Genomic DNA, 24,944 nt, shown 5'->3' on the forward strand with positions numbered 1-24,944 from the left:
ATTATCTATAATTTTCCTTCTTTGCGCCTTCTCTGCGTTCGCGTAGCGTGTCGAAGACAGACGCTCCGCGAATGCGCCTTTGCGTGAGCTAAAAATTATTTCCCTACGGGACGCTCCGCGAACGGTAATCTTCCAGCGGGAAGGGAGTAGGAGTTAGGAGTAATGAGTAATGAGTAAGGAGTAAGGAGTAAGGAGTTGTAGTCACAGTGAAGAGTTTGGAGTTGGACAAATGACAAATGACCAATGACAAATAACAAATGACAAAGTTACAAATTGCTAAGTAACCGCGAGTAAGCGCCCTCGACTTGCCACAATTGTTGATGAGTACCACGTTGCACTACTTTTCCTCGCTCCAAGACAATGATTTCATCGCAGTCGCGGATAGTGCTTAAACGATGTGCGACAATAATGCAGGTGCAACCCCGTCGCCGCAAATTCTGATCAATGATTTTTTCTGTCTCGGCGTCTAAGGCGCTGGTAGCTTCATCCATGACCAGAATTGAGGGGTTATTTACCAAAGCACGCGCAATTTCTAACCGCTGGCGTTGTCCCCCGCTTAAGTTGGCTCCAGCTTCTATCAGTTCTGCATCAAAACCTCCAGACATTGAAAGAACTATATCGTCAATAGCGGCATCTTTACAAGCTCTCATCAGGCTGTTGTTTGGGACTGTCGAATCCCATAGGGTTAAATTGTCTCTGACAGTTCCGCCAAATAGTAGGATATCTTGCTCTACCATTGCCACAGAATTGGTCAGCATTTGTTGGGGAATCTGTTCTCTCAATGTACCATCAAACAAAATTTCCCCTGTCCACGGTTGATAAAGTCCGCTAACTAGTTTGGCGATAGTAGATTTACCAGAACCACTCCCACCTACCAAAGCAACCCGCTGTCCTGGTTTAATTGATAGGTTAAAGTTTTCTATGAGTGCGGGTTCTAAGCGACTATAGCCAAAGGTGATATTCCGCAATTCGACATATCCCTGCAATTTGGATTGGACAGAAAAATCGGTTTCTCTTTCTTTCGGGTTCCCTGTCTCCTCAATCGGGTTGTCCAGCACATCATCTAAGCGGACTAAATTACCTTCTAACTCTTGCAAACTTGTACCGAAGTTGACCAGATTGTTCACCGGTTCTTGAAAACTGTGGGTTAACCCTTGAAAAGCTATTAGCATCCCAATGCTCAAGTGTCCATCCATCACCCGCAAACCACCGACTACTAATAATAGCATTGAGGAAAGGGCTGACAAAAGTACCGGTAAGACAGAGAATATCTGATTGGTTGTCCCCAGTTGCTGCTGGGAATTAATTGCTTTGGTATAGTAACCCGACCAGCGAGCAAAGAAATCTGACTCTAAACCAGATGCTTTGATAGTTTCTATACCTTGCAAAGCCGCTATCGAAATACCAGCCGCTTTGCCATATTCCTGCATTAACCGCTGATTCGCATCGACCCGCTGACGGGAAATTGACTGTAATGTGACGATATTAATAGCTGCAAAAATTACCATAATCAAGGTTAGTACCCAGTCGTATTGCACCATGACTAAGGCATAGAATATTACCATAATTGCATCAATGAGCGTAGTCGCCAATTTTCCCGAAAGGACATTAGCAACTTCGTCATTAAGATGAGTGCGATCGCTGATTTCTCCAGCAAAGCGTTGAGCGTAAAAACTCGCAGGTAGGCGGAGAATATGCCAAAAAAAGCGGCTAGACATCCCAATAGCCAGCTTAATCTTCAACCGGCGGAGATACTTTAACCGCAGTAAGGTGAGCGACCCTTGGAGTATAGTTATAATAGCCATGACTACCAGCAAAGGACGTAACCAATCCTGTCTTTGCTGCACCAGGATATCATCGACAAATACCTGGGTTAACACGGGCACAGCTAACCCAACTAAGGTTAACAAAAAACCGGCAATTAGGCAATAAATTAACGCCCCAGCAGCACCGCTCAACCGTTCCCACAGGGATACCGCAATACTAGTTTTGCGACCACTTTTGACAAACTCTTTGCTGGGTTCCATGACCAGCACCACCCCAGTGTACCCCTCGTCAAATTCTTGGTGTGATACCGTACGCGGTCCGGTCCCTGGGTCATTGAGATAAACCCGTTTTTTGCCAAATCCTTCTACTACAACAAAGTGGTTAAAGTGCCAAAATATGATATATGGAGGGCGCAAAGCTTGTAACTGCTTCAGTTCCTTTTTAAAGCCTTTCGCTTCCAGTCCATACCTTTTAGCAGCTTTGACCATATTCGATGCTTTGCTACCATCGCGGGAGACACCACACTCTCGACGCAGTTCCGTTAGGGGTACAATGCGTCCATAATAACCAAGAATAATCCCCAAAGCTGCAGCACCGCATTCCACAGCCTCCATTTGCAAAACAGTCGGCGTTTTTACCCGTCCTGTGCTTTTACCAGAGACTAATGTTAGCAGGTATTGCCAAGGATTAATTCCTGTTGTTACGGTCTGATTAGTAGATACCACTGTATTCCCTCAAGATTGGTAACACAAAGGTGATGGGGGCGCGTTCTTCGACCTTGACCCGCACAAGGGTAGTAGTTCCAGAAGAGATTTTTGTTTGCGGTCCGGTGGAAGAAGACCACTTGTAGCCGCTTGGTGTGGTAGAATCTAGCTCTAGGTCAGAAAATACTTGGATTAAACCTTCCTTTTGTTGAGATAGCAGACCTTCCACCACTTCCGCATTGCCCACCTCTGCAGCGGCTGATTCTTTGGAAATGGGAAACCGTGAAATGCTAGTGATATTACCCACAATACCACCAAAGCGTTCCCGTTTGACAGTTTGCGGCGTAATTTGAATTTTCATCCCTGACTGAATTTTCTTACCCTCAGCCACAGGGAAATAAGTCACACTCACCAGCTGACTTTGGGGATTTTCCGCCTCAATGGTTGCTAGACGAGTACCAGCATTGACAACTTGTCCTGGCGTCAGAGTAATTTCTAAAATGCGTCCTGAGTATTGACTAATAATTTGGCTATTGTCGCCTAATTGCAGTTGTAATTTGGCAATTTCCCGCTTCACTTCTTGAATCTCTTTTTTGCGGGCAGTGGCATTTTCTAGGTCTTGTTGAGCCACAGAAGCGCGTTTGCTGTCCAATTCTTTGAGTTGGGCTTGGAGGTCAGAAATAGTACTCAGGTTTTGATGATAGTCTCTTTCTGTTTCCGTCGTCTTTACATCCAGTTCCTTTAATTGGTTCTGGATGTCGGCAATTTTTTCCAGGTTTTGCAGATATTCCTGTTCCGCTTTGAGGGCTTCATCGCCGGAAATCGCCCCTTCTTGTTTAAATAACTGTTGGCGGCTTTTCATTCTCTGGAGGAAAACAGGATTCAACCCTTGGGCTTGCTTGAGGCGTTGCTGTAAGCCTTGGCGTTGCTGTCCTATGGAGGTATTACCTGTGGTTTTCAGCAGCGGTGTTACAGCTTGCAATTCCCCGATGCGTTGCTGGAGATATTGACGTTGTTGCTCTCTTGAGAGTTGCTCCTGTTCTCGTCTTACCCCTTGCAATGAAGCAACCGCTTGGTCTTGTGACTGTAGTTCCGTCAGTTTAGCTTGTTGCTGTTGCAGTTGCTTGCGGAGTTCAGCTTGGTCAATGGTCGCCAGTACTTGCCCTTTTTTGATGATATCACCGACTTTGATATTCAGAGCAATTAACTGTCCCGCGCTTTTTGATTGTAGGGGTACAACTTTGCTGGGGTAAATCAGCACTCCTCGACCTTGAACGGTAACGGGGATGCGTCCGTAAATGCTCCAGATGACGGCTACTGTGAGGATAGAACCCAAGGCGGCTAGGGGTAGCCAGCTTTTGGGGCTGACTACCTGCATCAATTGGTCTAGTCTTTCGGGTGATGATAGCCGCTCTAGGGATTCTTTGCGGAATATACTACGTTTTTGGTGGAGCATTTTTTGTACACCCATTTTATCGGCTATGTGAGGACGATTGTGGGTAGGGGCGCAAGGCCTTGCGCCCCTACAGATCATTCAACGACGCCAAAAACCCTGATTTTCTCCTAGGGTGAGGGGACAGACCTACCATTCGCGACTCAGCATCCTTGCGCTTAGGGAATTAAGGAGTGGGGTGCAACGATTGTGGGAATCATAACTAATCTGGATTTTATGCAGCCTCAGTTTTTGGATGGACACCTAGCAGGGAAGAAAACTTTTGGGGTAGATGTTTCCAAGTAGCTGCATCCTTAGCAACCTCCTGCGTAAACAATTTAGAGTCGGGGAAATCAAGTTCTTCGCACAGTACAATTAAATCAATAACAGTCGCGTACCAGAGCAATGGTGTATCAGCAAATCCTGAATATGACTGCTATTCTTTGCTACACAGCAAGTGCTTTTGTTTGCAAATTAGTCGCTATTTCATCACTTGTTGGCAAAGAAACGAGAGGACAGCCTAATGCATCAGGATCAAGGGTTTGAATTCCCCGAACCCAAGGAGCAAAACGACCTGGTATGAGATCAAGCCGACCATCAGACCGTAACGTGCCAATATTGTTGCGTTCATCAGAAAGGGCTACTGTACACTTACCCACAGAACCGTTGGCACGAATTACTAAAGAGTTGGGAAGTGATGCATAACAAACATAGTCATCTGGCAAGGCACTATTTTGTGGTGATTGCAAATTCTCGCCAAATAATTTTGCTTCGAGACTTTTGGCGGCTGCCTTTTTTTCAGCCCCTGAATACATCTTGATTGAAGCAGCATTACTACCTCCGAGAGGTTCAATCGATTGAAAGTAAGCAGAAAACCTTGAATCAGGTAAAAATTCTCTTTTGATATCCTCTAATAATGGGTCGAGAATATTTACCCTATCAACAGTGAAATGCAGGCGTAAATTTATATAAATTGGTAATGAACTATTGCGAATTGCTAGTAGATTAGTCCAAATGCGTTCAAATGTGCTTTTCCCGTCGGCACGAATACGACTTTGGTCATGAATTTCTCTAGGACCATCAAGAGAAATTTGGTATTTTGTCACTCCCGCATCGGCTAAAGCACAAGCTGTATTGAAATCCAACAAGTAACCATTTGTGGTCATGTTACTTGAATAATGGAGATGAGGATACTGGGATGCTAGGGACAGGGCATATTCAGAAATATCTAATACAATATTTTTGGACACAAGTGGCTCTCCACCAAACCAAGCTAAATTTAAATAACTTAAATTTGGGCTTCGTTTTGCAAGGATAGCTTTAATACCTGCTATCGTCTCTGGCTGCATCCGCCCTACGGAAAAATCTTCATAACAGTAGATACAACGAAAATTACACTGTTCTGTCGGTAAAATAATTAATTCAAGACGCTTATCAGACATTAATCGCACACGTCTGACATCATCAGTATCGATAGCACTAGCTTTGTTCAAAACTGTTACAGCCATAATAACACCTCTAAATTCGAGAATTTATTCCCTATAAATAGGAAAGAGAATCTAAACTTATTGACAAAAAGCATGATCACTAAAATCCTGGTTAATATTTAGCCAAGTGCAGCGATCACTTGCATACAAACATTCCAATTTCTCTCAACAGCAATGTCGAACTAAATATAATCTAAAATTCTGAATCTTTATTTTCCTTAACAACCGGAGTAAGTTAAGAGAGAATTAGAATTTAGTAAGTCGGCATGATAGAACTGAGGTATATTTGGTCTTTTAAAAAGAGTAAGGTAAGGATTCAAGTGTCTGAAAACCACTCACATAACCAGTTACAAAATTGAGTTTGGCTTATTAACATACCTTTAGTCGCCATAAGGCACGAGAATATAGGTGTTGCAGAATTATTATTGAGAATATAATAAATCTGTGGCTAATCCCCGGAAAACCCTACCTGATTGGTATGACCTGAATCCTTACTAAAAAATATAAAAGACCAATTTCTAAGCTATAAAGACTTTAGACTACTATTGCTTATTACAATGACAATTACCATTACCACCGCCAGCAATCCGTTCAAGCTCTTCAGGGCTTAATTCTTGGAGTAAGTCTGCCATTTTAGGATCTTTAACCACTAATTCCCCATTTTCATTAATCTCGATATACTCACTAGCCTGTTTAGGATTTTCGTTTTCGTTTGGGGTAGACATAATTTCTCCTAACTGATTCTACAACAACTGTTATCAGCATAAAAAATGAATATTTGCTCCTTGTTATCACCGAACATCACACTTTCTATGCCCTTGGCTACAAGAATAGCGTCTTTAACATTTAGATGTAATACCTTATTTTTAGATCAATACTCACCTTTTTTTAGATCTTAGATTTGTCGCATAATTCCAACAAAGAACCCCGCCCCGCCTTCGACTTACCTCAAAGGCTCCCCAGACCGCCTGCAGTATGGGGTTGGGGTATTAGGGCAATACAGTTCAGTTAAGGAAAATTGTCGTAGGGGCACGGCACGAATAAAATTGTCGTTAGAAGAAAAAATTGTGGATGCCGTGCCCCTACAGTGTATATCATTCAAGCCTAACTGAACTGTATTGGGTATTAGGGTACTTTTGCAAGAGGTCTATTAAATATTCCAATAAAATTAAAAGCGCAGAGTATGGCTAGCGGCTTTTTAACACAATGCACAATTTTTAGATAAAACTACCTTTTTTTTCGTTATATTTCATAGTCCACTGCTGCAGTTATTCGACTGTCCATGCTAACCAAAAAATGGTTATATAATGAGATATCACAGTATGAATGCTATAAATGCATATGGAACGTGAAGCGGTTACAATCAGGTTTCCTATTCCTCTGCTAAACAAAGCAAAAGATCTTAAAGATGGCTCAGAGTCATTCAATGAGCTAGTAGTTGAAGCCGTGGAACGAGAGGTTAAACGACGCCAGGCTATTGCTACTCATCACAGTATCGTCGCCAGGCGTGCCAAAATTAAGGCTAGAACTGGTGTACACCCGAATGTGAATGCTCTAATTCATAGCCTCAGAGAAGGGGATCTGCGAAGTGAATAAAGTCCTATGCTTGGACACAAGCATTCTTATTGCCTATCTTGTCCCTGATGAAAATGAACCATTAGCAGATAATCTCGTGCTGGAAGCAATTGCAGGAAATGGATGTTTAGTTTCTCCCGCCTTTGCTTGGGCTGAAGTAGGCTCAGTATTACGTAAGAAAATCAGGATGAATTTACTGACACGAAAAGAAGCAGAAGGCTGTTATCAGGATTTTTGCAATTTACCGATAAACTACATCAATGAGGAGTTACTCAGAGTCAGAGCTTGGGAGATTGCAGAGCAATATCAACTACCAACGCTCTACGATGCTGCATTTTTAGCCTGTGCTGAGAGTGAAAAAGCTCTATTTTGGACGGCTGATAAAGTACTATTGAATAAATTATTGCCGCTACCAACTTATGTAAATCAACTGGGAGTCTAGCAAATAGGTGTATCTGTACCCACAAATAAATTTTATCTTCCCTGTTCCCTGTTCCCCATTCCCTGTTCCCCATTCCCTGTGTTTCTTAGGAGACAACAATAAAACTTCTTGCAAAAATCCCCTAACACCCCACCCCCAACCCCTCCCCGCTTGCGGTCCGTGGAGGTTTTGGCTTTAGAGCGTGTTTGAAAAGTCCGCTTTCATGTGCCCTGGCGATTAGAAATCGCGGCTACACAGACAAAACCCGCACTTCGACAAGCTCAGTGACCACCTGCGCGGGTTCAAAACCCTTAATTTCTCATTAGTCCACGGAGGTGGACTTTGTTTGTGTAGTTGTCACCTTCATTCGCCGAGAACTTTTCAAACATCCTCTTAGACAAAACCGGGGTCGGGTTCTTCAACCGCTTGCGTGAAAATTGCTGTAAAAAATCACCTCAATCGCCCTAACATCCAATCAAATCTTTTCCCAGCCAGGGCTACACCATCTAAAACGCTATCATTTAACTCATCCTCATATTCGAGATTTTCAGCCAAGGGTAAACCTTGACTATAAACCAACCGACCATAACCCAACTGACTCAACATTCCCTGCAATCTCTGATAAAGTAAAATAGCAATCACGCGATAAAAACGCGAGCCAAATCCTACATCCTGCTGCAATTTTGCTCCTAGTTGTTGTCGGGGAATTGACAAAACCATTGTCTCTTCAATAGCTTTAACAGTTGCAAAAGGTAGGCGACTATCAATAAATGGTGTTTCGCCAATAATTTCACCTTTAGATAATCTGGCTACCTCTCTACCCAAAATTTCGTTACCCTCAATAGCAGCAAAAGCACGAGCTAAAGGATTACGGTCATCAAGAGAAATAGACAGGGACAAAGTTCCATCTAACACAAGATATAGCGCATCCACAGGACCTCTTTCATGGATGAGTGTCGTATGCGCCGGAATTTTTTCTGGAGTCCCAGTAGCCATCAACCAATCGATGTCACTATCATGTAATGCTCCCAAAATAAATAGTACATCTTTAACTGGTTGACTTGGGGTAAATTTGCTGCGCCCAAGCTGATGGATCGTGCTTTCGATTCTATCTGCTAACAAAATGGCGATCGCCCGATAAAACCGCGCCGCAAATCCTACATCCTGCTGCAATTTCGCCGCCAATTCCTGTTGAGGAATCGACATCACCAGCGACTTTTCTACAGCCTGAATACTAGTGGCTATTGAGCGACTACTTACAAAGGGAATTTCTCCCACTACCTCACCTCTAGATAATCTCCCAACTTCGCGACCTAAAATTTCACTACCCTCGATAGCTGCAAAAGCACGAGTTAGAGGATTATTCTCAGGTTGAGAGATATTAACTGTTAAAATGCCATCTAGCAAAATATGTAGACAATCAGCAGTTTTTCCTTCTTGAATAAGTACACCACCCGCCGCTATTTCTCTTTGATGACCGATAGCAATCATCCAATCAATGTCACTGTTAGTTAATTCTTTAAGTAGGACTTCTGTCATGATTTAATTATCCTATTTTTGGTTAATAATTTGAAGAAAAACGAACTGATACACCAGGAAAAATGAAAAAATCTCTTATACCCCAATACAGTTCAGTTAGGCTCGAATGATATACACTGTAGGGGCACGGCATCCAAAATTTTTTCTTCTAATGACAATTTTATTCATGCCGTGCCCCTACGACAATTTTCTGAACTGTATTGTCTTATACCCATCCTCGCTTGCGGAGAGAGGGTTATCAGTTATCAGTTAAAAGTTTTGATAACTGATAACTGTTGACTGTTCACTGATTTAAAGTCAGGTCGTCATTTTTCATTTGTTATTTGTGTAGGCGCAATTTCGCATTTCCAGCAATCTTGATAAATATCTAAAACTTCTTGAAGTCGTGATTGTGCCTCTGGGGAAGCTAATTCTTCTAATGTCAAATAGGTCAAACATATTAACATCAATGGTTGAATATTAGCATCTCTCACGCCTAGTTTTGGCTGGCTAGTTTCCCGTAAAAAATATGATCTTAACTCAGCATCAAAGCGCTGTAAATTTTCGGCTGCAGCTTTTACTAATGCTTGGAGAATTTCAAAAGCACCATCAGAAATTGGGGGCTTACCCCGATAGTTTTGCAGTCTCCCTCCTTCGCGATAAGTAGGAAATGATTCTAACCCTAAAAAGCGTAAAAACCAGTCGGCTCGATAGTAACCAATCGCCGCAATAATCCCTCTATAATCGGCAATTAATTCATCAAATATATTGTTTCGCATCGAGTTAAACAAGCGCCGTGTAAAGTAGTGAGTACATTCATGTTCCAGCCTAATTGTCAAAGATAGACGCTCCCATTCCCGTTCCTCAAGTCCCATGTCTGTAGCAGAAACATTGCTATAGGAACCGTTACTTAAAATAATGAATTTATCTTGATAGAGATGCTTTTGTGGTATAATACTTTGAAATTCTGCAGCCCAATTACTTGCAGAGCCATTAACAGAATTTTCAGCTTGCCATTGTTGACGATACTGGCGGATTCTATCCCAATTGTTAAACCCGCTGACGATACAAGCTCCCATAGAATTCGGGATCGGTTGGGGTTCATTTCGCATTGTCAGCGCTTGTACCAAAGACACAAAGTCTTCTCGGTTCCCCGGTAACAAAACCGGGATGGTTCCAGCCAAACTTTGGTGTAGTATTAATTGGAGTTTCTCCGGTTCCTGCAAGACTAAACCAGTCGCTTCAACTATACCATCTGCACTCACACCCCGACGAGTAGCAGACCGATACGCTTCCGTCTCGCTGATACCAGCCAAAATAGGGAATTTGAATTGTACCAACCGCTGCTGAAGCACCTCAAATGCGCCGACAACCCTTGCTAAAACCCCGTATTCCTCCCAAACCGCTACATGGGGTTCAGAAGTCAGCGGAAACTGAATGGGATGGGTGAATGTGTTGTGAGCAAAGACATTTTGGTTATATTCCAATAGTTCCTCCGCCTGTTCAGCAGTGGCTTGGAAGTAGGCAAGGACACCAGTACGAAATGATTTTTGATCTTTGTCATTTGTCATTTGTCATTTGTCATTTGTCATTGGTCATTTGTTATTTGTCATTGCTCCCAACTCCTACTCCCTTCCCGGTCTAAGATTACCTATAATTTTCCTTCTTCTCTGCGTTCGCGTAGCGTGTCGAAGACAGACGCTGCGCGAATGCGCCTTTGCGCCTTTGCGTGAGCTAAAAATTATTTCCCTACGGGACGCTCCGCGAACGGTAATCTTCCAGCGGGAAAGGAGTAACTCCTCAGTCCTAACTCCTAACTTCCAACTCCTCACTCCTAACTAACAACTACACCAGCAATTTGGTTAGTAATGGCTTTGATTGTCTCAGTGATTGGATGCTGAGAGTAGCGCAGACAAAATACTCCTTTGCTTGCTAGTTGTACCATCTCTTCCGCTAGGGGTAAAATCCCAGCCACGGGGACGTTATATATTTTTTCTACCTGTTGTTGTAAGTCGGTAAAATTTAAGTTTGGTAACACTTTATTGATTACCAATACCATTTTTGATCCGTTCAACTTTCGCGCTACATCAACTGTAACAGCAGTTCCCTGGAAGTCTTGATGATCTGGTCGTAGCAGGATGACTAGAGCATGAGCAATCCCAATGGAAAGTAAGGTTTCTTCATTTAAACCAGGGTGTGTATCTATTAATAAGTAGTCCAGTTTCAGGCTGCGAATGAGTTCTTGAAAGCCGTCGTTGAGTCTGATTACATCATATCCCTCGCGGAGAATTCTGGCAATTTCACTGGTTTTAATACTAGAAGGAACTAAGTAAAGACTGCCCTTAATAGTACCTGTATTTCCCTGTTCGGCAATTAAAGCATTAGTAACATCATATGCGGTTTCTTTGATATCACAATGCCCCCATAAATAATCATTGAGGGTATATTGGATATTATTCTCATTAATACCGAAAATGACGTGAATTCCTGGGGATTGGATATCTGTATCAATAATGCCTACACGTTGCCCTTGCAGCACCATAGTAGCCGCTAGATTGGCAATTAAGTTTGATTTTCCAGTACCGCCACGGAATGAGTGAACAGCGATAATTTGTGCCATAGATTACCTCATTGTCAAGGGTTAAGGGTCAATTGAGCGATCGCTCTTTTAAGGTTTGCACTTGATTCTGCAATCGCTGGTAGTACTCTGTTTCAGTTTCATTAGCATTTACTTGCTGTTCTTTGAGTTTTTGAATCTTTTTTTGTATTTGCTGAAAGTGTTCATTTTCGGTAATTTCTGCAACGTGGATGGCTCTTTTGGTTTCGTCTATCTCGATGCGAAGTTCCTGGACTTGCACTTTTAGCTGCTGGTCGCGCATTCTCACTTGTTCGGTCATTTCCAAGAAGACTCGGACTAATTGACCGATATCGTCTTGGCTATGACCTACTTTCGCCAAGGTATGATGTAGTTCGAGTACATGACTATCAAAATTGTCATCTTCTAGTGCTTGAGCGGCGATAGTAAGGGCGTGAATCGGTTGAGAAATACTTAGCCCTAAAAGCAGGGCGATAATTGCTGTAATTCCGCCGACAATGACCACGCTGCAGCTATTGAGCCAAATCAGGCGATTCAAAGGCGCGGTAAACTGAGCTTTAGGTTGGCTGATTCCCAATACCCAAGCTTGGGTAGCTAAGGGTGCAAAACCCACTATCTGAGGAATCTGGGAATGGGGTAATTGATAGGTGGCTTGACCTGGCTGTTTAGCTCTCACCATTACCTTTAAGCTGGGAATGTCTAAGCTCTGAATCTGCTTCACACCGTAGGGATGGGAATTAGAATCGGGCGCTATTTCCCTGTTAAGCTCCTGGTTGAGGGTTTCTGGTGGTAGGGGAATCAGGCTATGGTAGAGCAGAGATGGATTGGGATGACCAATGATTACTCCCTGTTGGTCAATGAGAAAGATGTCCGTGTGGGAGTCTATCTGTAAGGCATTAATCATCACCCAGATATCTTCTCCCCGCATCTTGAGTAGGGTAGTTCCCACAATCTCAGAATCAGGCGATCGCACCAATTGGGAAAAAAACATTCCTGGCCATCTGGTTGTTTCATCCACTAAAATGCTAGTTCCATAAAATTTGCCCTGAATAGTAGAATAATTTTGACCAATGAATTTTGCATCTGTCGCCGCTAGACACTGACCCTTTGCATCCATAAGTAACACAGCATCCAGGTCTGGATGAGAGTGAAAGACGTTTTGTAGGGTTTGTTGTAGCTGGGGACGGTAGGCTTCCCGCTGTTCGGGGGTGGTAGCAGCCAGGAAACTCACCACATGGCGATCGCTGCTGACTTGAGCTACAACACGGTGATGATCAATAATTAACTGGTCAAAACGACTAGCTGTGCTGGTGGCTAAGACTTCCAGTTTGCGGTATTCTCCAGCCTCTACACTTTTTAAGCTTTGTTGCAAATTGTAGTAGGCAGTGGAGATCATCGGTATCAGGACAGCACAAACCAATGCTACCGATATTTTGGCAGCAATTGACCAGGCAGGTGGATAAAACAACCGATGGAAGAGCTTCATTTTCTATCTGCTTTAGCAGTCCCTGATTTACTAAACATCTTTGGACATCGTGCAACAATTTTTGCTACCTTTCGGGAACGCGAAGGGCGAACCATCAAAGCGGTCGATTCCAACCTGTCCACAAGTGTAAAGTTTGGATTGAGCCAACCTACTCCTATAGATAATCAGTAGCTTAGGCAAGGATGCCTCTAATTTCAATGCACAATCTTTAGATGTTCTTCGCGCTGTGCTTTTCTCCAGACTTGGGGGGTGGTTTTGTGGTGATGGCGAAATTGGCGAAAGAAATGACCCTCATTTTGATAGCCCACAGTCTCAGCAATCTCATGCACAGATTGGTTAGTCTCTATCAATAAAGCCCGTGCTTCAGCCATCCGGCGCTCGATAATCCAATGATTCACTGGTTGTCCTGTATGACGACGCACTAGGTTGGTTAAGTAAGCTGGAGAGTAACCAATTGCAGTAGCCACGTCGCACAAGCTGATTGATTGATGGTAATTAGCTTCAATGAACTCGAATATTTGACTTAAGAGGGGGTTAGCAGGAAATATTGACAACGATGGTTTTGCAGTCTGAGCAAGGGCTGGCGGTAAACTTGCAGGTATCTCAAATGGAGTCTGTTGGCGATCGTTAAGTTTGCGGATCAAGAGACAGCCATACTCCTTACCTTCCTCTTCCATATAGGTAACTGTGATTTCTACTGGTAAGCTAAGGCCTTCCTGATTGCAATATAGGGAAGTAAAGTATAAAGAACCCTGCTGTTTGATAGTTTCCCAGTGCTGTAACCAAACTTCTATCAAAAATTCCAAGTTTAAGTCTTGTATACTCATGCAGAGTAATTCCTTACGGGAATACCCTACTAAACTGCACGCTGCATCATTGACGTAGAAAAACTTTGCGTTTGGCTTGACCCAGAATACTGCATCTGTCACACGATCTATCACCAAGTTAGTAAGCAGCAACTCCTTTTCTAGCTGCTGTTTGACTTGAGAGGCACGTTGCACTGAAATACAGGTGTCAACAACCATAGGTTTTACTCACTGCAATTACTGAGAACTAAAAGTTATCGTAATTTGCACTGTAAATTATTAACCGCAGAATTAATATATCTTGAATAAATAAATGTGTGTTCTAATGTTACAGTAAAGTAATAAATATTACGATTAATATCAACTTGCAAAAATTTAATTACAAGGTTATACACTGAGTGTCAAAACCAACCCTCTATTGTAGCGTATATTTCAATACAGTTCAGTTAAGGAAAATTGTCGTAGGGGCACGGCACGAATAAAATTGTCATTAGAAGAAAAAATTTTGGATGTTCCCTACAGTGTATATCATTCGAGCCTAACTGAACTGTATTGGCGTATATTTAACTAGAATGCAACACATCAATAATCTGTAGGGGCGCAAGGCCTTGCGCCCCTACCCTATCTGTCCCATTATTTTTTCAAATTGGTATAAGATTTAAAGATTGAAAAAACCCAGATAGAGGCAGATAATTTATCTAGCTCTATCTGGGATTCAAAACTCTAAATCGTGACTTTTTTACCTACACATTAAATCTAAACAACAGCACATCTCCTTCCTGCACGATATACTCTTTACCTTCACTTCTGACCAATCCTTTTTCCTTGGCGCCATTCATCGAACCAGAGGTGACTAAAGCATCATAAGCAACGGTTTCAGCGCGAATAAAACCCCGCTCAAAATCAGAGTGAATCACGCCTGCAGCTTGGGGTGCTGACATTCCTGCATTGATTGTCCAAGCGCGGGTTTCTTTCGGTCCACAGGTGAAATATGTCCGCAGACCTAAGAGGGCGTAAGTGGCGCGAATCAAAGATTTTAAACCACCTTCCTTCACACCTAAAGATTCCAAGAAATCAGCTTTATCTGCTTCTGGTAATTCGACTAATTCCGCTTCTACTTGCGCCGAAACTATCACAACTTGGGCATTTTCTTGGGACGCAACTTGTCGCACCTGTTCGACGAAATCATTACCTGTTGCTAAGTCATCTTCAGAAACATTCGCAGCGTAGATAATTGGTTTATTAGTAAGCAGTCCCAATCCCTTAATAATCTCTGATTCTTCTGCAGTCAAACTTACCTGACGTACCGATTTACCCTCGTTTAAAGCAACAGCTAATTTTTCTAACACTGTCACTTCAAACTGTGCATCTTTGCTGGTGCGTGCTTGTTTGCGCGTGCGGTCAATACGTCTTTCAATTTGAAATAAATCGGATAAACCAAGTTCCAAATTAATGATTTCTATATCTCGCGCTGGGTCAACAGAACCAGCAACATGGATGATATCATCATTTTCAAAACAACGTACTACATGGACAATCGCATCAACTTCTCGAATATGAGAGAGAAATTGATTACCAAGTCCTTCACCCTGACTTGCGCCTTTGACCAAACCAGCAATATCCACAAACTCAACCCGTGCGGGTATAATTTGCACCGAACCGGCAATATTAGCCAGAACATTTAAGCGTTCATCCGGTACTGCGACCACACCGACATTCGGTTCAATCGTGCAAAAAGGGAAGTTAGCAGCTTCTGCTTTAGCGTTAGCAACTACAGCATTAAATAAAGTAGATTTTCCGACGTTGGGAAGTCCGACAATTCCGGCTCGTAGCATTTTAGATTTTGGATTTTGGTTTCTATATACAAAGATAATTCAAACAGGTTTGGGGATGGTTTGGGGAATTGGACCTGGAACTGGCTGAGGAATGGGTGCTGGTACTGGTTCCGGTACTGGTTCTGGAAAAGGTGGATGTTGGGGAGTTGGTAGGGGGTTCGGTTCGGGTGTGGGTATCTGTGGTTCGGGTATGGAGATAGCAGCGGGGTAAATCATGGTAAGTCTCATAAAATTGTTCGACCTTCCCAAGCTAGATGACAACCTGAATCGCTGACATCTTCCAAAATGGCTATACCCAAGAGACTTATTTTAACGAGAAATGGGGGAGTTGGGCGGATGGAGGGGTGGGGTGATGGGGAGAAAATTATTTAATTTTACAATTAATTTTAGGACGTTTTTCTTCATCAGGAAAATCACAGAGAAAGCATCACGAATCATAATTCGTAGAGTTTCCATATCATCAGCTTGAGTGAAAATTGATTCGCTTAATGCTCTGGCTGTATAACCACCATCTGGATCATCTTTAACTAGAAATACAATTTCAATCCTGGAGATATTTTCTTAATAAAGATTAATTTTTATATCCAGTATTACAATAAGGATGTGTTATTTGTCCATTATCTACATTTGCCAATCCACCATCTTCTTTACGCTGTATATGATCAATGGAAATAGAGTTTCTATGAATAAGACCGCTGCAAATTTTACATCTGGGTATATTTTTTAATGTTCCCTTAATGTAAATCTCACTTTTTTTATTTGTATTGAAGTCTTGTGCTGATGAATCTATTGGCTGAATGTTCTTACGAACAGTCAAATATTGAAAAGTTTTAGTAGATAAAATTGCATCTATCGTTTCCTCAATTGTTTTTTCAGATTTTAAATAGACAATAGCTTCTTGAAGAAACTCAGATATATGGATGTAGCTTTTTTGAACAGACCTATACTTTACGTAAATCTGCTGTAATAAATAATCATATTCTAAAACTAATTCTTCAAATTTTTCTCTAACTTGAATGAAATCATTAATTTTTTTTCTTTGATCTAGTTTCATTACAAAATCAACAATAGACAAAAACGACACTGTTTTATATCTTCCATCTTTTGAATAAAAATATACAATTGGATGTAGCCCCAAAGATGAAGGCTGATTACTGTTTAATCGATAAGCAACTTTTCTGACATGTTTTAAAATTTTGATTGTTGCTTCTCCTGTGGTATCATCTTCAATTCCTTTGTTGTTAAAATCTATATTATTAACAATATTTACAAACTCTAAAATTAGTGGTAGTGTTTGATCAGAATAAAGCTTTCCAGCAACTGGAATATCAAAAGTTTTGATTGGAGTTTGCAGTTTAGGCTCAAAAAGAATTGCATTAATTTCTTTAGCTATCTCTTGTATTTCATTCTGTATTTCATCTGGAAAAGATGACCAATATTTATGGCCTTTACCACTTCTAATAATTGCACGTGCAGCTATACTGTTAGGCTTCCTTCTAGATTCAAGAAGCTTTAGCTCAGTTTTATCAATTAACGTAGCTTGTTGATTTATTTTGAAGAAAGAATTTTCTGCTTTACTTGCATCACCCTCAACCCACTGAAGTTGAATTGCTAACGCAGCTAAATTTTTAGCAGATTTGACAATTTCTGGTTTAACTTTCTCAGGATGTGTTAGAGCTAACTTAAAATCATTATATGAACCAACTTTTTTATTCACTAATTTTCGGGTTTCTTCAGCAATCCTGTTTTGTTCATCAGGAATTACATGGTCATAAAATGATTTGGATATTGTTCCATCACCATAATCATCGTTTACCCAAGCAGCTAAAGCACTTAATCTATGGCTACCATCGATTACAAATAAATATCCACCTGTACTTCGCCATAGAATAATTGCCGGGATTAAATCACCATCTATAAAACTCTTGATAAATTCGCATATTTTGGTTTTATCCCATTCATTAGTTTCTCTCTGAAAATCAGGCTTGCGTATATTTGAAAAGAAAAAAGAATCTGTTTTAATATCTTCAATAGAAATCGTTTCTTTCTTTTTTCCAGGATTACTATTCTCTTGTACTTCAAAATCTTCTCGTGGAATCAGCGCATCTAAATTAACTTTAGTCATTACTTTTATTAATTTATTTTGTATCTATATTTTTTCAACCACAAATATACTTGACTACAAGTAACTCTAATATCGTTTCTTTATGACGGGGCGACAAATTTCTTGAGTTCTTTCTTTGTGTCCTTCTCTAAGAGACGCTATGCGAATGCGGTTCGTTATATAATTCGGCGCATCTTCATGCAGAATTGGTATAACCACTAATCAGTATTATAGCAGGCGTAAGTCGGATCTTCAAAAAATGCTCCATCAAAACCAAACACCCTTAATAGAAGCCTTAAAAACCTCCATTTCTCGTCATCACGCACCATTTTACACCCCAGGACATAAACGCGGTGCAGGAATTTCACCGACATTAACTGATTTACTAGGTAAACAAGTCTTCCGCGCCGATTTAACCGAACTAGCAGAATTAGATAATTTATTCACACCTCAAAGCGCAATTTTAGCAGCGCAAGAATTAGCAGCAGCAGCTTTTGGCGCATCACAAACATGGTTTTTAGTCAATGGTTCCACCTGTGGAATTGAAGCCGCAATTCTCGCTACTTGTGGTGTAGGAGATAAAATTATTCTGCCGCGAAACGTACATTCTTCAGTTATCGCCGGCTTAATTCTCTCTGGCGCCATACCCATTTTTATCAATCCTGAATATGACCCAATTTTAGATATTCCCCACAGTATCACACCCAAGGCAGTGCAAGCAGCTTTAGCAAAACATCCCCAAGCCAAAGCAGTATTCGCAGTTTACCCAACATATTACGGCGTTTGTGGAAATTTGAGAGCGATCGCCCACATTACCCATCAATATAATATCCCTTTACTCGTAGACGAAGCCCACGGCGCACACTTCGCCTTTCATCCCCAACTACCCACCCCAGCCCTAGCTGCAGGTGCTGATTTAACCGTACAATCCATCCATAAGACCCTGGGTGCAATCACCCAAGCATCGATGCTGCATATCCAAGGTAACAGGATAGATAGCGATCGCATCAGTAAAGCCTTGCAATTAGTCCAGTCTACCAGCCCCAGCTACTTACTTTTAGCTTCCCTCGACGCAGCACGTCACCAAATGGCTATCAACGGGGAACAACTAATGTCCCGCACTTTGCAACTTGCACAGGAAGCCATAACCAAAATCAACCAAATTCCTGGATTCTCTATCCCCCTCACCGCTTGCAAAGAGTCACCTGGTTTTGTCGCGTTAGATCAAACCAGACTAACCGTCACCGTTTCCGACTTAGGTTTCACCGGCTTCGCAGCAGAAGAAATTTTAGACCAACTTGGCGTAACTGCAGAATTTTCTTCCCTACAGCATCTCACATTTATTCTCAGCTTGGGAAATACACCAGCAGATATTCAGCAATTAGTCCAAAGTTTTGCCACCCTATCCCAGATGACCCCCCAAGCGAAGAGGGGATTAATTTTATGGGATAATGATTTTATGATGGGTAACTCTGTGCAAATTTCGCCCCGCGAAGCTTTTTTCAGTCCTACAGAAACCTTACCCATCGAAAAAACAAGCGATCGCATTTGTACAGAAATCCTTTGTCCCTATCCTCCAGGAATACCTATTTTAATGCCAGGAGAAGTAATTACCAAAGCCGCCATAGATTACCTGTGCCAAATTCAGGCGATGGGAGGGTTTATCACAGGTTGTGCTGATACTACCCTCCGCACTTTAAAGGTAGTTAAACAGTCCAGAGTCAAGAGTCCAAAGTCAAGAGTCTAAACTTTGGACTCTTGACCCTTGACCCTTGACCCTTGACTCTTTTTAAATCAACAATTGATATTTTTCCTGAGCCAAGCGGTAGAGGGGACGCCAAACTAAACGATTAGTCATCACCACTAACAAAGACATGACCGTTGTAGCTGCTAGAAGTAAGGAAAAATTACCTGTAGCTGTAGCATTAGAAATTGTCGCACCAAGTCCAGATGTGGTAATCACCCGTCCTTGGAAGGTGACGTATTCACTCACAATACTAGCATTCCAAGCGCCACCAACGGCGGTAATGATTCCTGTAACTAGGTAGGGAAAGATTGCGGGTAAAATTAGAGTGCGCCAGCGTTCCACAAGGGAAAGTTTATATACCCATGCGGCTTCGATTAGGTCTGAGGGAATCGATTGTGCGCCGGCGATGACGTTAAATAGAAGATACCACATTGTTCCTAACATCATTAGGGCGATCGCACCAATTTGTAAGCCACCTGCGATGTGGGTTAAGCCTAACAACAGGATGGGAAATAATGCTGTCGCTGGTACGGAAGCGGCTATTTGCACTATTGGCTGTAAAATTTGGGCTAATCGACGATTACGACCAATGGCGACTCCGACGGGAACTGTCCACAATAATGATAATATTAAGGCAATTGTCACCCGTAAGGCGGTAAATACAGCGCCTTTAATTACCTGTAGCCAATTATCCCAAGTCAAGGTTCTTAATAATAAGACTGCTTCCCAGGTTCCCCAGAGGACAATTAAGGCGAAACCGCTGACAAATAGCCAATTGACGAATTTCAACCAGTGTAAGTTTCCTTGAGCGTTGACGGGGAGGGTACGCACAGGAAAGGAGCGAATCAAACCATCGTCAAGGGCTGCTTGCAATGGGCGAAAAATGCTATCACTGAGGATTTTTAAGGTAGGCGATCGCCTGAAAATATCTAATACCCACGATTGCGGTGCATCTTGCGATTCTACCATCTCTAATTTAAATTTTTCTGCCCAAGCTATCAATGGTCGCCATACAAAAAAATCTATGGCGACAATGACGCCAATTAGCAACGTTAAACCCCAGAATATCGCTTTAAAGTCTCCCTTGCTAGCTGCGCTGGCTAAAAATGAGCCTAATCCTGGTAAGCGAAAGTCTTTATCTCCCAGGGTAAAGGATTCTATGGCGATTAAAAAAAACCAGCCTCCAGCTACAGACATGACGCTATTCCAAACCAACCCAATTACACCTGCTGGTAATTCTAATGTCCAAAACCGGTGCCATAAATTCAGGCGATAAATCTGTGCTGCTTCTAGCAATTCTCGCGGAATGCTTTGCAGTGACTGGTAAAAACTAAAGGTCATATTCCAGGTCATACCTGTGAATATTAGCAGAATTGAGGCAAGTTCTATACCAATGCGCTGACCTGGAAATAGGGCGATTAAAGCTAACACTACTCCTGGTAAAAAGGATAATACTGGAATCGATTGCAGAATATCCAGTAAAGGAATCATCACCATTGCTGCGACGCGGTAACGATAAGCAGTATAGGAATAAATCAGGGTAAAAAATAGGGATAAAAAGTAAGCTAATGTCATCCTTACCAAAGTTTGGGCTGTATACCCTGGTAAAGCAGAAATGTCTGTGGAAATCGTCAGATTACCTTGAAATGTACCGCTGAACTGGGAACCAGTTTTGACAATAGCGACAGCAAAAGCCACAATCAGCAGAATCAGCAATCCATCTTGCCAAGTCCAGCCTAAGCGTCCTAAAATTTTGTTAGCCGGCGTTAGGGGTCGAGTCATATCAATTAGGAGTTAGGAGTTAGGAGTCATTGACAAATGACAAATGACAAATTTGTTTAACCTAAAGCTTCAACATTTGCAGCTTGTTCGAGGAAGATTTGTCCAGATGGCTCATCATAACCATAAATCTCCGCATAACGACCCCAATCAATCGCAGTTTTTAATTGTCGCTCGGCTTCTTCAGGGCTAAAGTGACTTTCTAGGATATCTAAAACCAGTTCCTCTGGGATGCGTTGATTGCGTTTTGCTTCTAGCAGACGATAGATTTGCTGTATCAAGCGGACATGGGTCAGCAGCTGCGAACGGACGAGTTGTTTACGCTCGTCAATGCTACCATTAATAAACTGATGTGCGATTGGAATCAGGCTAATATCCCCCTCTGCTACTTCCACAAAATCCATTAATTTTGCACCTTCCACAATCGGGAGAATTTCATCCACTTCTAATTGCAGTTCTTGCGCCAAACGGTAAAGGTCTTTTTCTTGACGATCCTCTAACAATTCTAATAACCCGGCGATGGAGCCGATTCTGACTGGTGGTAAAGACTGATACCTAGGCTGTGGTGTTGGTGCTTGTACAGAAACCGTTTGGGCTGATTCTACTGTCTCCATCTCTGGATTTGTGATAATTTTATACACCTGGTCTACCAGAGCTTGAAAGTTGGGGTGTTTGCGATCGCGGTAATGGGGTAACGTCACAGATAAATCAGATCTGATTCTCCCAGGATTGCGTCCTAAAACAATAATCCGGTCAGCTAAAATTACAGCTTCTTCAATGCCGTGGGTAACGATTAAAATTGCTTGGGTAGGTATACGACGCTCTAACCACAAATCTAATAATTCAAATCGCAAGTTTTCAGCCGTCAGCACATCCAAAGCTGAAAACGGCTCATCCATACATAATAGTTCTGGTTCTACGGCTAAAGCCCTTGCAAAGCCGACACGCTGACGCATTCCCCCAGAAAGTTCTTTAGGATAAGCATTTTCAAACCCATCCAAACCAATCACGTCAATCATTCGCAGCGCCTTTTGTCGCCGAGATTCCGGTGGTTCCCCTTTCGCCTTCAAACCCAGTTCCACATTTTCCAGTACAGTTAACCAAGGATAAAGGGCAAAACTTTGGAAAACAATCGCCACTCCAGGATTTAAACCAACCATCGGCTGATTGTGGTATATCACTTCACCCTGGGTGGGGGGAATCAACCCCGCAATCATCCGCATTAAGGTAGACTTTCCTGAACCCGAAGGCCCCAGCAAAGCAACGATTTCCCCTGGACGCAATTCGAGATTGATATTGTCCAGGATAACAATTTGCTGACCGTTAGGCTGCCGATAAGATTTATTTACACCTCTTAAGGCAATCAGGTGTTCAGTTGCTGTTTTGGGAACCACCGCTATCTCACTAAACCTATAATTAAATACAATCTCATGCTCAGGTTATCTTACAGTTAAAGTGGGTAGTTAGTTGTCATTGAAACTCCCAATTCCTCACTCCTCGCTCCTGACTCCTTTACTTCCATAATTTGGCTGCGATGACACCTAACTGAACGCAGATAATTCCTAAAATTGCGCTACCACCCCAGTAACCAATGGTGGCTAATAAATGACCAGTACGCAATAAAGAAATAGTCTCTAACCCGTAGGTAGAGAAAGTTGTGTATGCGCCTAAAAATCCTGTTGCTACTAACAACCGCACTTCTGGGGAAATTATCGCCACCTTCTCTACAGCTAAGGTAGCGAAAAATCCCATCGCCAAACAACCGCTGAGGTTGATAAAAAAGGTGCCATAGGGAAAACTTGTCCCGAAACGCTGTGCAAACCATATACCGATATAGTAACGACTTAAAGCCCCGGCGATCGCACCTAAACTAATCGCGATGGGATGGCGCAGGTTTGGATCTTGCAACATATCAAAGTTTAATACTAGGAGATTATTCTACTGGACAAATCTTGCTCACCAATGTCAGACCCAGAATCCTTGACATCCACCAAGTTGACAAGATATTATATAGATAATGGAAAAGCTGTGGGCAGATATACTAAGTTCTCAAACAATCCTCGTCCCTAATTGTGAACTTAACGCCAACCCACAACAGTAATCAAATCCACAACAAAACAAACAGCGAATCTTACCCAGCTTTGGTGAATAAAACACCTCAACTGATTTCCCCGATGTCAGACCCAGAATCCTTGACATCAACCAAGTTGACAAGATATTATATAGATAATGGAAAAGGTGTAGGCAGATATACTAAGTTCTCAAACAATCCTCGTCCCTAATTGTGAACTTAACGCCAACCCACAACAGTAATCAAATCCACAACAAAACAAACAGCGAATCTTACCCAGCTTTGGTGAATAAAACACCTCAACTGATTTCCCCGATGTCAGACCCAGAATCCTTGACATCAACCAAGTTGACAAGATATTATATAGATAATGGAAAAGGTGTGGGCAGATATACTAAGTTCTCAAACAATCCTCGTCCCTAATTGTGAACTTAACGCCAACCCACAACAGTAATCAAATCCACAACAAAACAAACAGCGAATCTTACCCAGCTTTGGTGAATAAATCAGCTCAACTGATTTCCCGAATGTCAGACCCAGAATCCTTGACATCCACCAAGTTGACAAGATATTATATAGATAATGGAAAAGGTGTTGGCAGATATACTAAGTTCTCAAACAATCCTCGTCCCTAACTGTGAACTTAACGCCAACCCACAACAGTAATCAAATCCACAACAAAACAAACAGCGAATCTTACCCAGCTTTGGTGAATAAAACACCTCAACTGATTTCCCTAATGTCAGACCCAGAATCCTTGACATCAACCAAGTTGACAAGATATTATATAGATAATGGAAAAAGTGTGGGCAGATATACTAAGTTTTCAAACCATCCTCTTCCCTAATTGTGAACTTAACGCCAACCCACAACAGTAATCAAATCCACAACAAAACAAACAGCGAATCTTACCCAGCTTTGGTGAATAAAACACCTCAACTGATTTCCCCGATGTCAGACCCAGAATCCTTGACATCAACCAAGTTGACAAGATATTATATAGATAATGGAAAAGGTGTGGGCAGATATACTAAGTTTTCAAACCATCCTCTTCCCTAATTGTGAACTTAACGCCAACCCACAACAGTAATCAAATCCACAACAAAACAAACAGCGAATCTTACCCAGCTTTGGTGAATAAATCAGCTCAACTGATTTCCCTAATGTCAGACCCAGAATCCTTGACATCAACCAAGTTGACAAGATATTATATAGATAATGGAAAAGGTGTGGGCAGATATACTAAGTTTTCAAACCATCCTCTTCCCTAATTGTGAACTTAACGCCAACCCACAACAGTAATCAAATCCACAACAAAACAAACAGCGAATCTTACCCAGCTTTGGTGAATAAATCAGCTCAACTGATTTCCCTAATGTCAGACCCAGAATCCTTGACATCAACCAAGTTGACAAGATATTATATAGATAATGGAAAAGGTGTCGGCAGATATACTAAGTTCTCAAACAATCCTCTTCCCTAATACAGAATTTTCACCTGTATTTACCTCCTAAATATATCTTCCTTCAGACTTAAAGCCGGAAAACCCTACTCATCAGACAGGTTTTCAGCACCATGCGTGTTACGCTTTTATAGGACTTAGGCATGGACTAGGA

At 41.9% G+C, this 24,944-nt stretch carries 19 protein-coding genes; 4 read left to right on the plus strand and 15 right to left on the minus strand.

What is annotated here, in order from left to right; translation table 11 throughout:
• Positions 1 to 266: 266 nt before the first annotated feature.
• From HEQ19_28735 to HEQ19_28750, 4 genes are all read right to left on the minus strand, one after another.
• Complete coding sequence (locus HEQ19_28735; GenBank protein ID WYM02876.1) at positions 267 to 2,492, minus strand: NHLP family bacteriocin export ABC transporter peptidase/permease/ATPase subunit; 2,226 nt, start codon at positions 2,490 to 2,492, stop codon at positions 267 to 269.
• Positions 2,479 to 3,927 carry an NHLP bacteriocin system secretion protein gene (locus HEQ19_28740; GenBank protein ID WYM02877.1) on the minus strand — a complete coding sequence of 483 codons (1,449 nt, stop codon included), beginning with the start codon at positions 3,925 to 3,927 and terminating at the stop codon, positions 2,479 to 2,481. Before HEQ19_28740 ends, HEQ19_28735 begins: the two co-directional genes overlap by 14 nt.
• 422 nt (positions 3,928 to 4,349) lie before the next feature.
• Positions 4,350 to 5,411, minus strand: coding sequence for a radical SAM protein (locus HEQ19_28745; protein ID WYM02878.1), 1,062 nt, complete (start codon positions 5,409 to 5,411; stop codon positions 4,350 to 4,352).
• 521 nt (positions 5,412 to 5,932) lie between these two features.
• Positions 5,933 to 6,115, minus strand: a complete 183-nt coding sequence (locus tag HEQ19_28750; GenBank protein ID WYM02879.1) for a type A2 lanthipeptide — start codon at positions 6,113 to 6,115, stop codon at positions 5,933 to 5,935.
• A 610-nt stretch (positions 6,116 to 6,725) separates the two neighbouring features.
• On the opposite strand from HEQ19_28750, the gene HEQ19_28755 reads away from it, so the two are divergent.
• On the plus strand, positions 6,726 to 6,986 hold the full coding sequence (locus HEQ19_28755; GenBank protein ID WYM03678.2) for a YlcI/YnfO family protein: 261 nt from the start codon (positions 6,726 to 6,728) through the stop codon (positions 6,984 to 6,986).
• Positions 6,979 to 7,407 carry a type II toxin-antitoxin system VapC family toxin gene (locus HEQ19_28760; protein WYM02880.1) on the plus strand — a complete coding sequence of 143 codons (429 nt, stop codon included), beginning with the start codon at positions 6,979 to 6,981 and terminating at the stop codon, positions 7,405 to 7,407. The genes HEQ19_28755 and HEQ19_28760 overlap by 8 nt, the downstream gene beginning before the upstream one ends.
• 429 nt (positions 7,408 to 7,836) lie before the next feature.
• Here the strand turns inward: HEQ19_28760 and HEQ19_28765 are convergent, their stop codons facing one another.
• The 4 genes from HEQ19_28765 to HEQ19_28780 all read right to left on the minus strand — a co-directional run bounded on the left by HEQ19_28765 (position 7,837) and on the right by HEQ19_28780 (position 12,986).
• On the minus strand, positions 7,837 to 8,925 hold the full coding sequence (locus HEQ19_28765; GenBank protein WYM02881.1) for a cyclic nucleotide-binding domain-containing protein: 1,089 nt from the start codon (positions 8,923 to 8,925) through the stop codon (positions 7,837 to 7,839).
• 305 nt (positions 8,926 to 9,230) lie between these two features.
• Positions 9,231 to 10,475: a hypothetical protein gene (locus HEQ19_28770; GenBank protein ID WYM02882.1), complete on the minus strand. Its 1,245-nt coding sequence runs from the start codon at positions 10,473 to 10,475 to the stop codon at positions 9,231 to 9,233.
• A 263-nt stretch (positions 10,476 to 10,738) separates the two neighbouring features.
• Positions 10,739 to 11,524: a MinD/ParA family protein gene (locus HEQ19_28775; GenBank protein WYM02883.1), complete on the minus strand. Its 786-nt coding sequence runs from the start codon at positions 11,522 to 11,524 to the stop codon at positions 10,739 to 10,741.
• A 28-nt stretch (positions 11,525 to 11,552) separates the two neighbouring features.
• Positions 11,553 to 12,986 carry a HAMP domain-containing protein gene (locus tag HEQ19_28780; protein ID WYM02884.1) on the minus strand — a complete coding sequence of 478 codons (1,434 nt, stop codon included), beginning with the start codon at positions 12,984 to 12,986 and terminating at the stop codon, positions 11,553 to 11,555.
• On the opposite strand from HEQ19_28780, the gene HEQ19_28785 reads away from it, so the two are divergent.
• Entirely contained in the window at positions 12,972 to 13,157 is a 186-nt protein-coding gene (locus tag HEQ19_28785; protein WYM02885.1) for a hypothetical protein, read from the plus strand. The genes HEQ19_28780 and HEQ19_28785 overlap by 15 nt on opposite strands.
• Before the next feature lie 23 nt (positions 13,158 to 13,180).
• Here HEQ19_28785 and HEQ19_28790 read toward each other — a convergent pair whose 3' ends face one another.
• The 4 genes from HEQ19_28790 to HEQ19_28810 form a co-directional block, all read right to left on the minus strand.
• Complete coding sequence (locus HEQ19_28790; protein WYM02886.1) at positions 13,181 to 14,011, minus strand: helix-turn-helix domain-containing protein; 831 nt, start codon at positions 14,009 to 14,011, stop codon at positions 13,181 to 13,183.
• A gap of 524 nt (positions 14,012 to 14,535) precedes the next feature.
• Positions 14,536 to 15,627 (minus strand): redox-regulated ATPase YchF, encoded by a 1,092-nt coding sequence (gene ychF, locus HEQ19_28795; GenBank protein WYM02887.1) that lies wholly within the window; start codon positions 15,625 to 15,627, stop codon positions 14,536 to 14,538.
• A 39-nt stretch (positions 15,628 to 15,666) separates the two neighbouring features.
• A complete protein-coding gene (locus HEQ19_28800; GenBank protein ID WYL98139.1) occupies positions 15,667 to 15,855 on the minus strand; it encodes a hypothetical protein in 189 nt (62 codons plus the stop codon).
• 343 nt (positions 15,856 to 16,198) lie between these two features.
• Entirely contained in the window at positions 16,199 to 17,752 is a 1,554-nt protein-coding gene (locus HEQ19_28810) for an HNH endonuclease (GenBank protein ID WYM02888.1), read from the minus strand.
• 238 nt (positions 17,753 to 17,990) lie between these two features.
• Here HEQ19_28810 and HEQ19_28815 point away from each other — a divergent pair, with 238 nt between their 5' ends.
• On the plus strand, positions 17,991 to 19,478 hold the full coding sequence (locus HEQ19_28815; protein ID WYM02889.1) for an aminotransferase class I/II-fold pyridoxal phosphate-dependent enzyme: 1,488 nt from the start codon (positions 17,991 to 17,993) through the stop codon (positions 19,476 to 19,478).
• A gap of 42 nt (positions 19,479 to 19,520) precedes the next feature.
• Here HEQ19_28815 and HEQ19_28820 read toward each other — a convergent pair whose 3' ends face one another.
• The 3 genes from HEQ19_28820 to crcB all read right to left on the minus strand — a co-directional run bounded on the left by HEQ19_28820 (position 19,521) and on the right by crcB (position 23,168).
• On the minus strand, positions 19,521 to 21,260 hold the full coding sequence (locus tag HEQ19_28820; GenBank protein WYM02890.1) for an ABC transporter permease subunit: 1,740 nt from the start codon (positions 21,258 to 21,260) through the stop codon (positions 19,521 to 19,523).
• Positions 21,261 to 21,316: 56 nt separating this feature from the next.
• Complete coding sequence (locus tag HEQ19_28825) at positions 21,317 to 22,651, minus strand: nitrate/sulfonate/bicarbonate ABC transporter ATP-binding protein (protein WYM02891.1); 1,335 nt, start codon at positions 22,649 to 22,651, stop codon at positions 21,317 to 21,319.
• Between the two features lie 118 nt (positions 22,652 to 22,769).
• Complete coding sequence (crcB, locus tag HEQ19_28830) at positions 22,770 to 23,168, minus strand: fluoride efflux transporter CrcB (GenBank protein WYM02892.1); 399 nt, start codon at positions 23,166 to 23,168, stop codon at positions 22,770 to 22,772.
• Positions 23,169 to 24,944: the final 1,776 nt, after the last annotated feature.

The organism is Gloeotrichia echinulata CP02, assembly GCA_038087035.1.
Classification (GTDB): Bacteria; Cyanobacteriota; Cyanobacteriia; order Cyanobacteriales; family Nostocaceae; genus Gloeotrichia; species Gloeotrichia echinulata.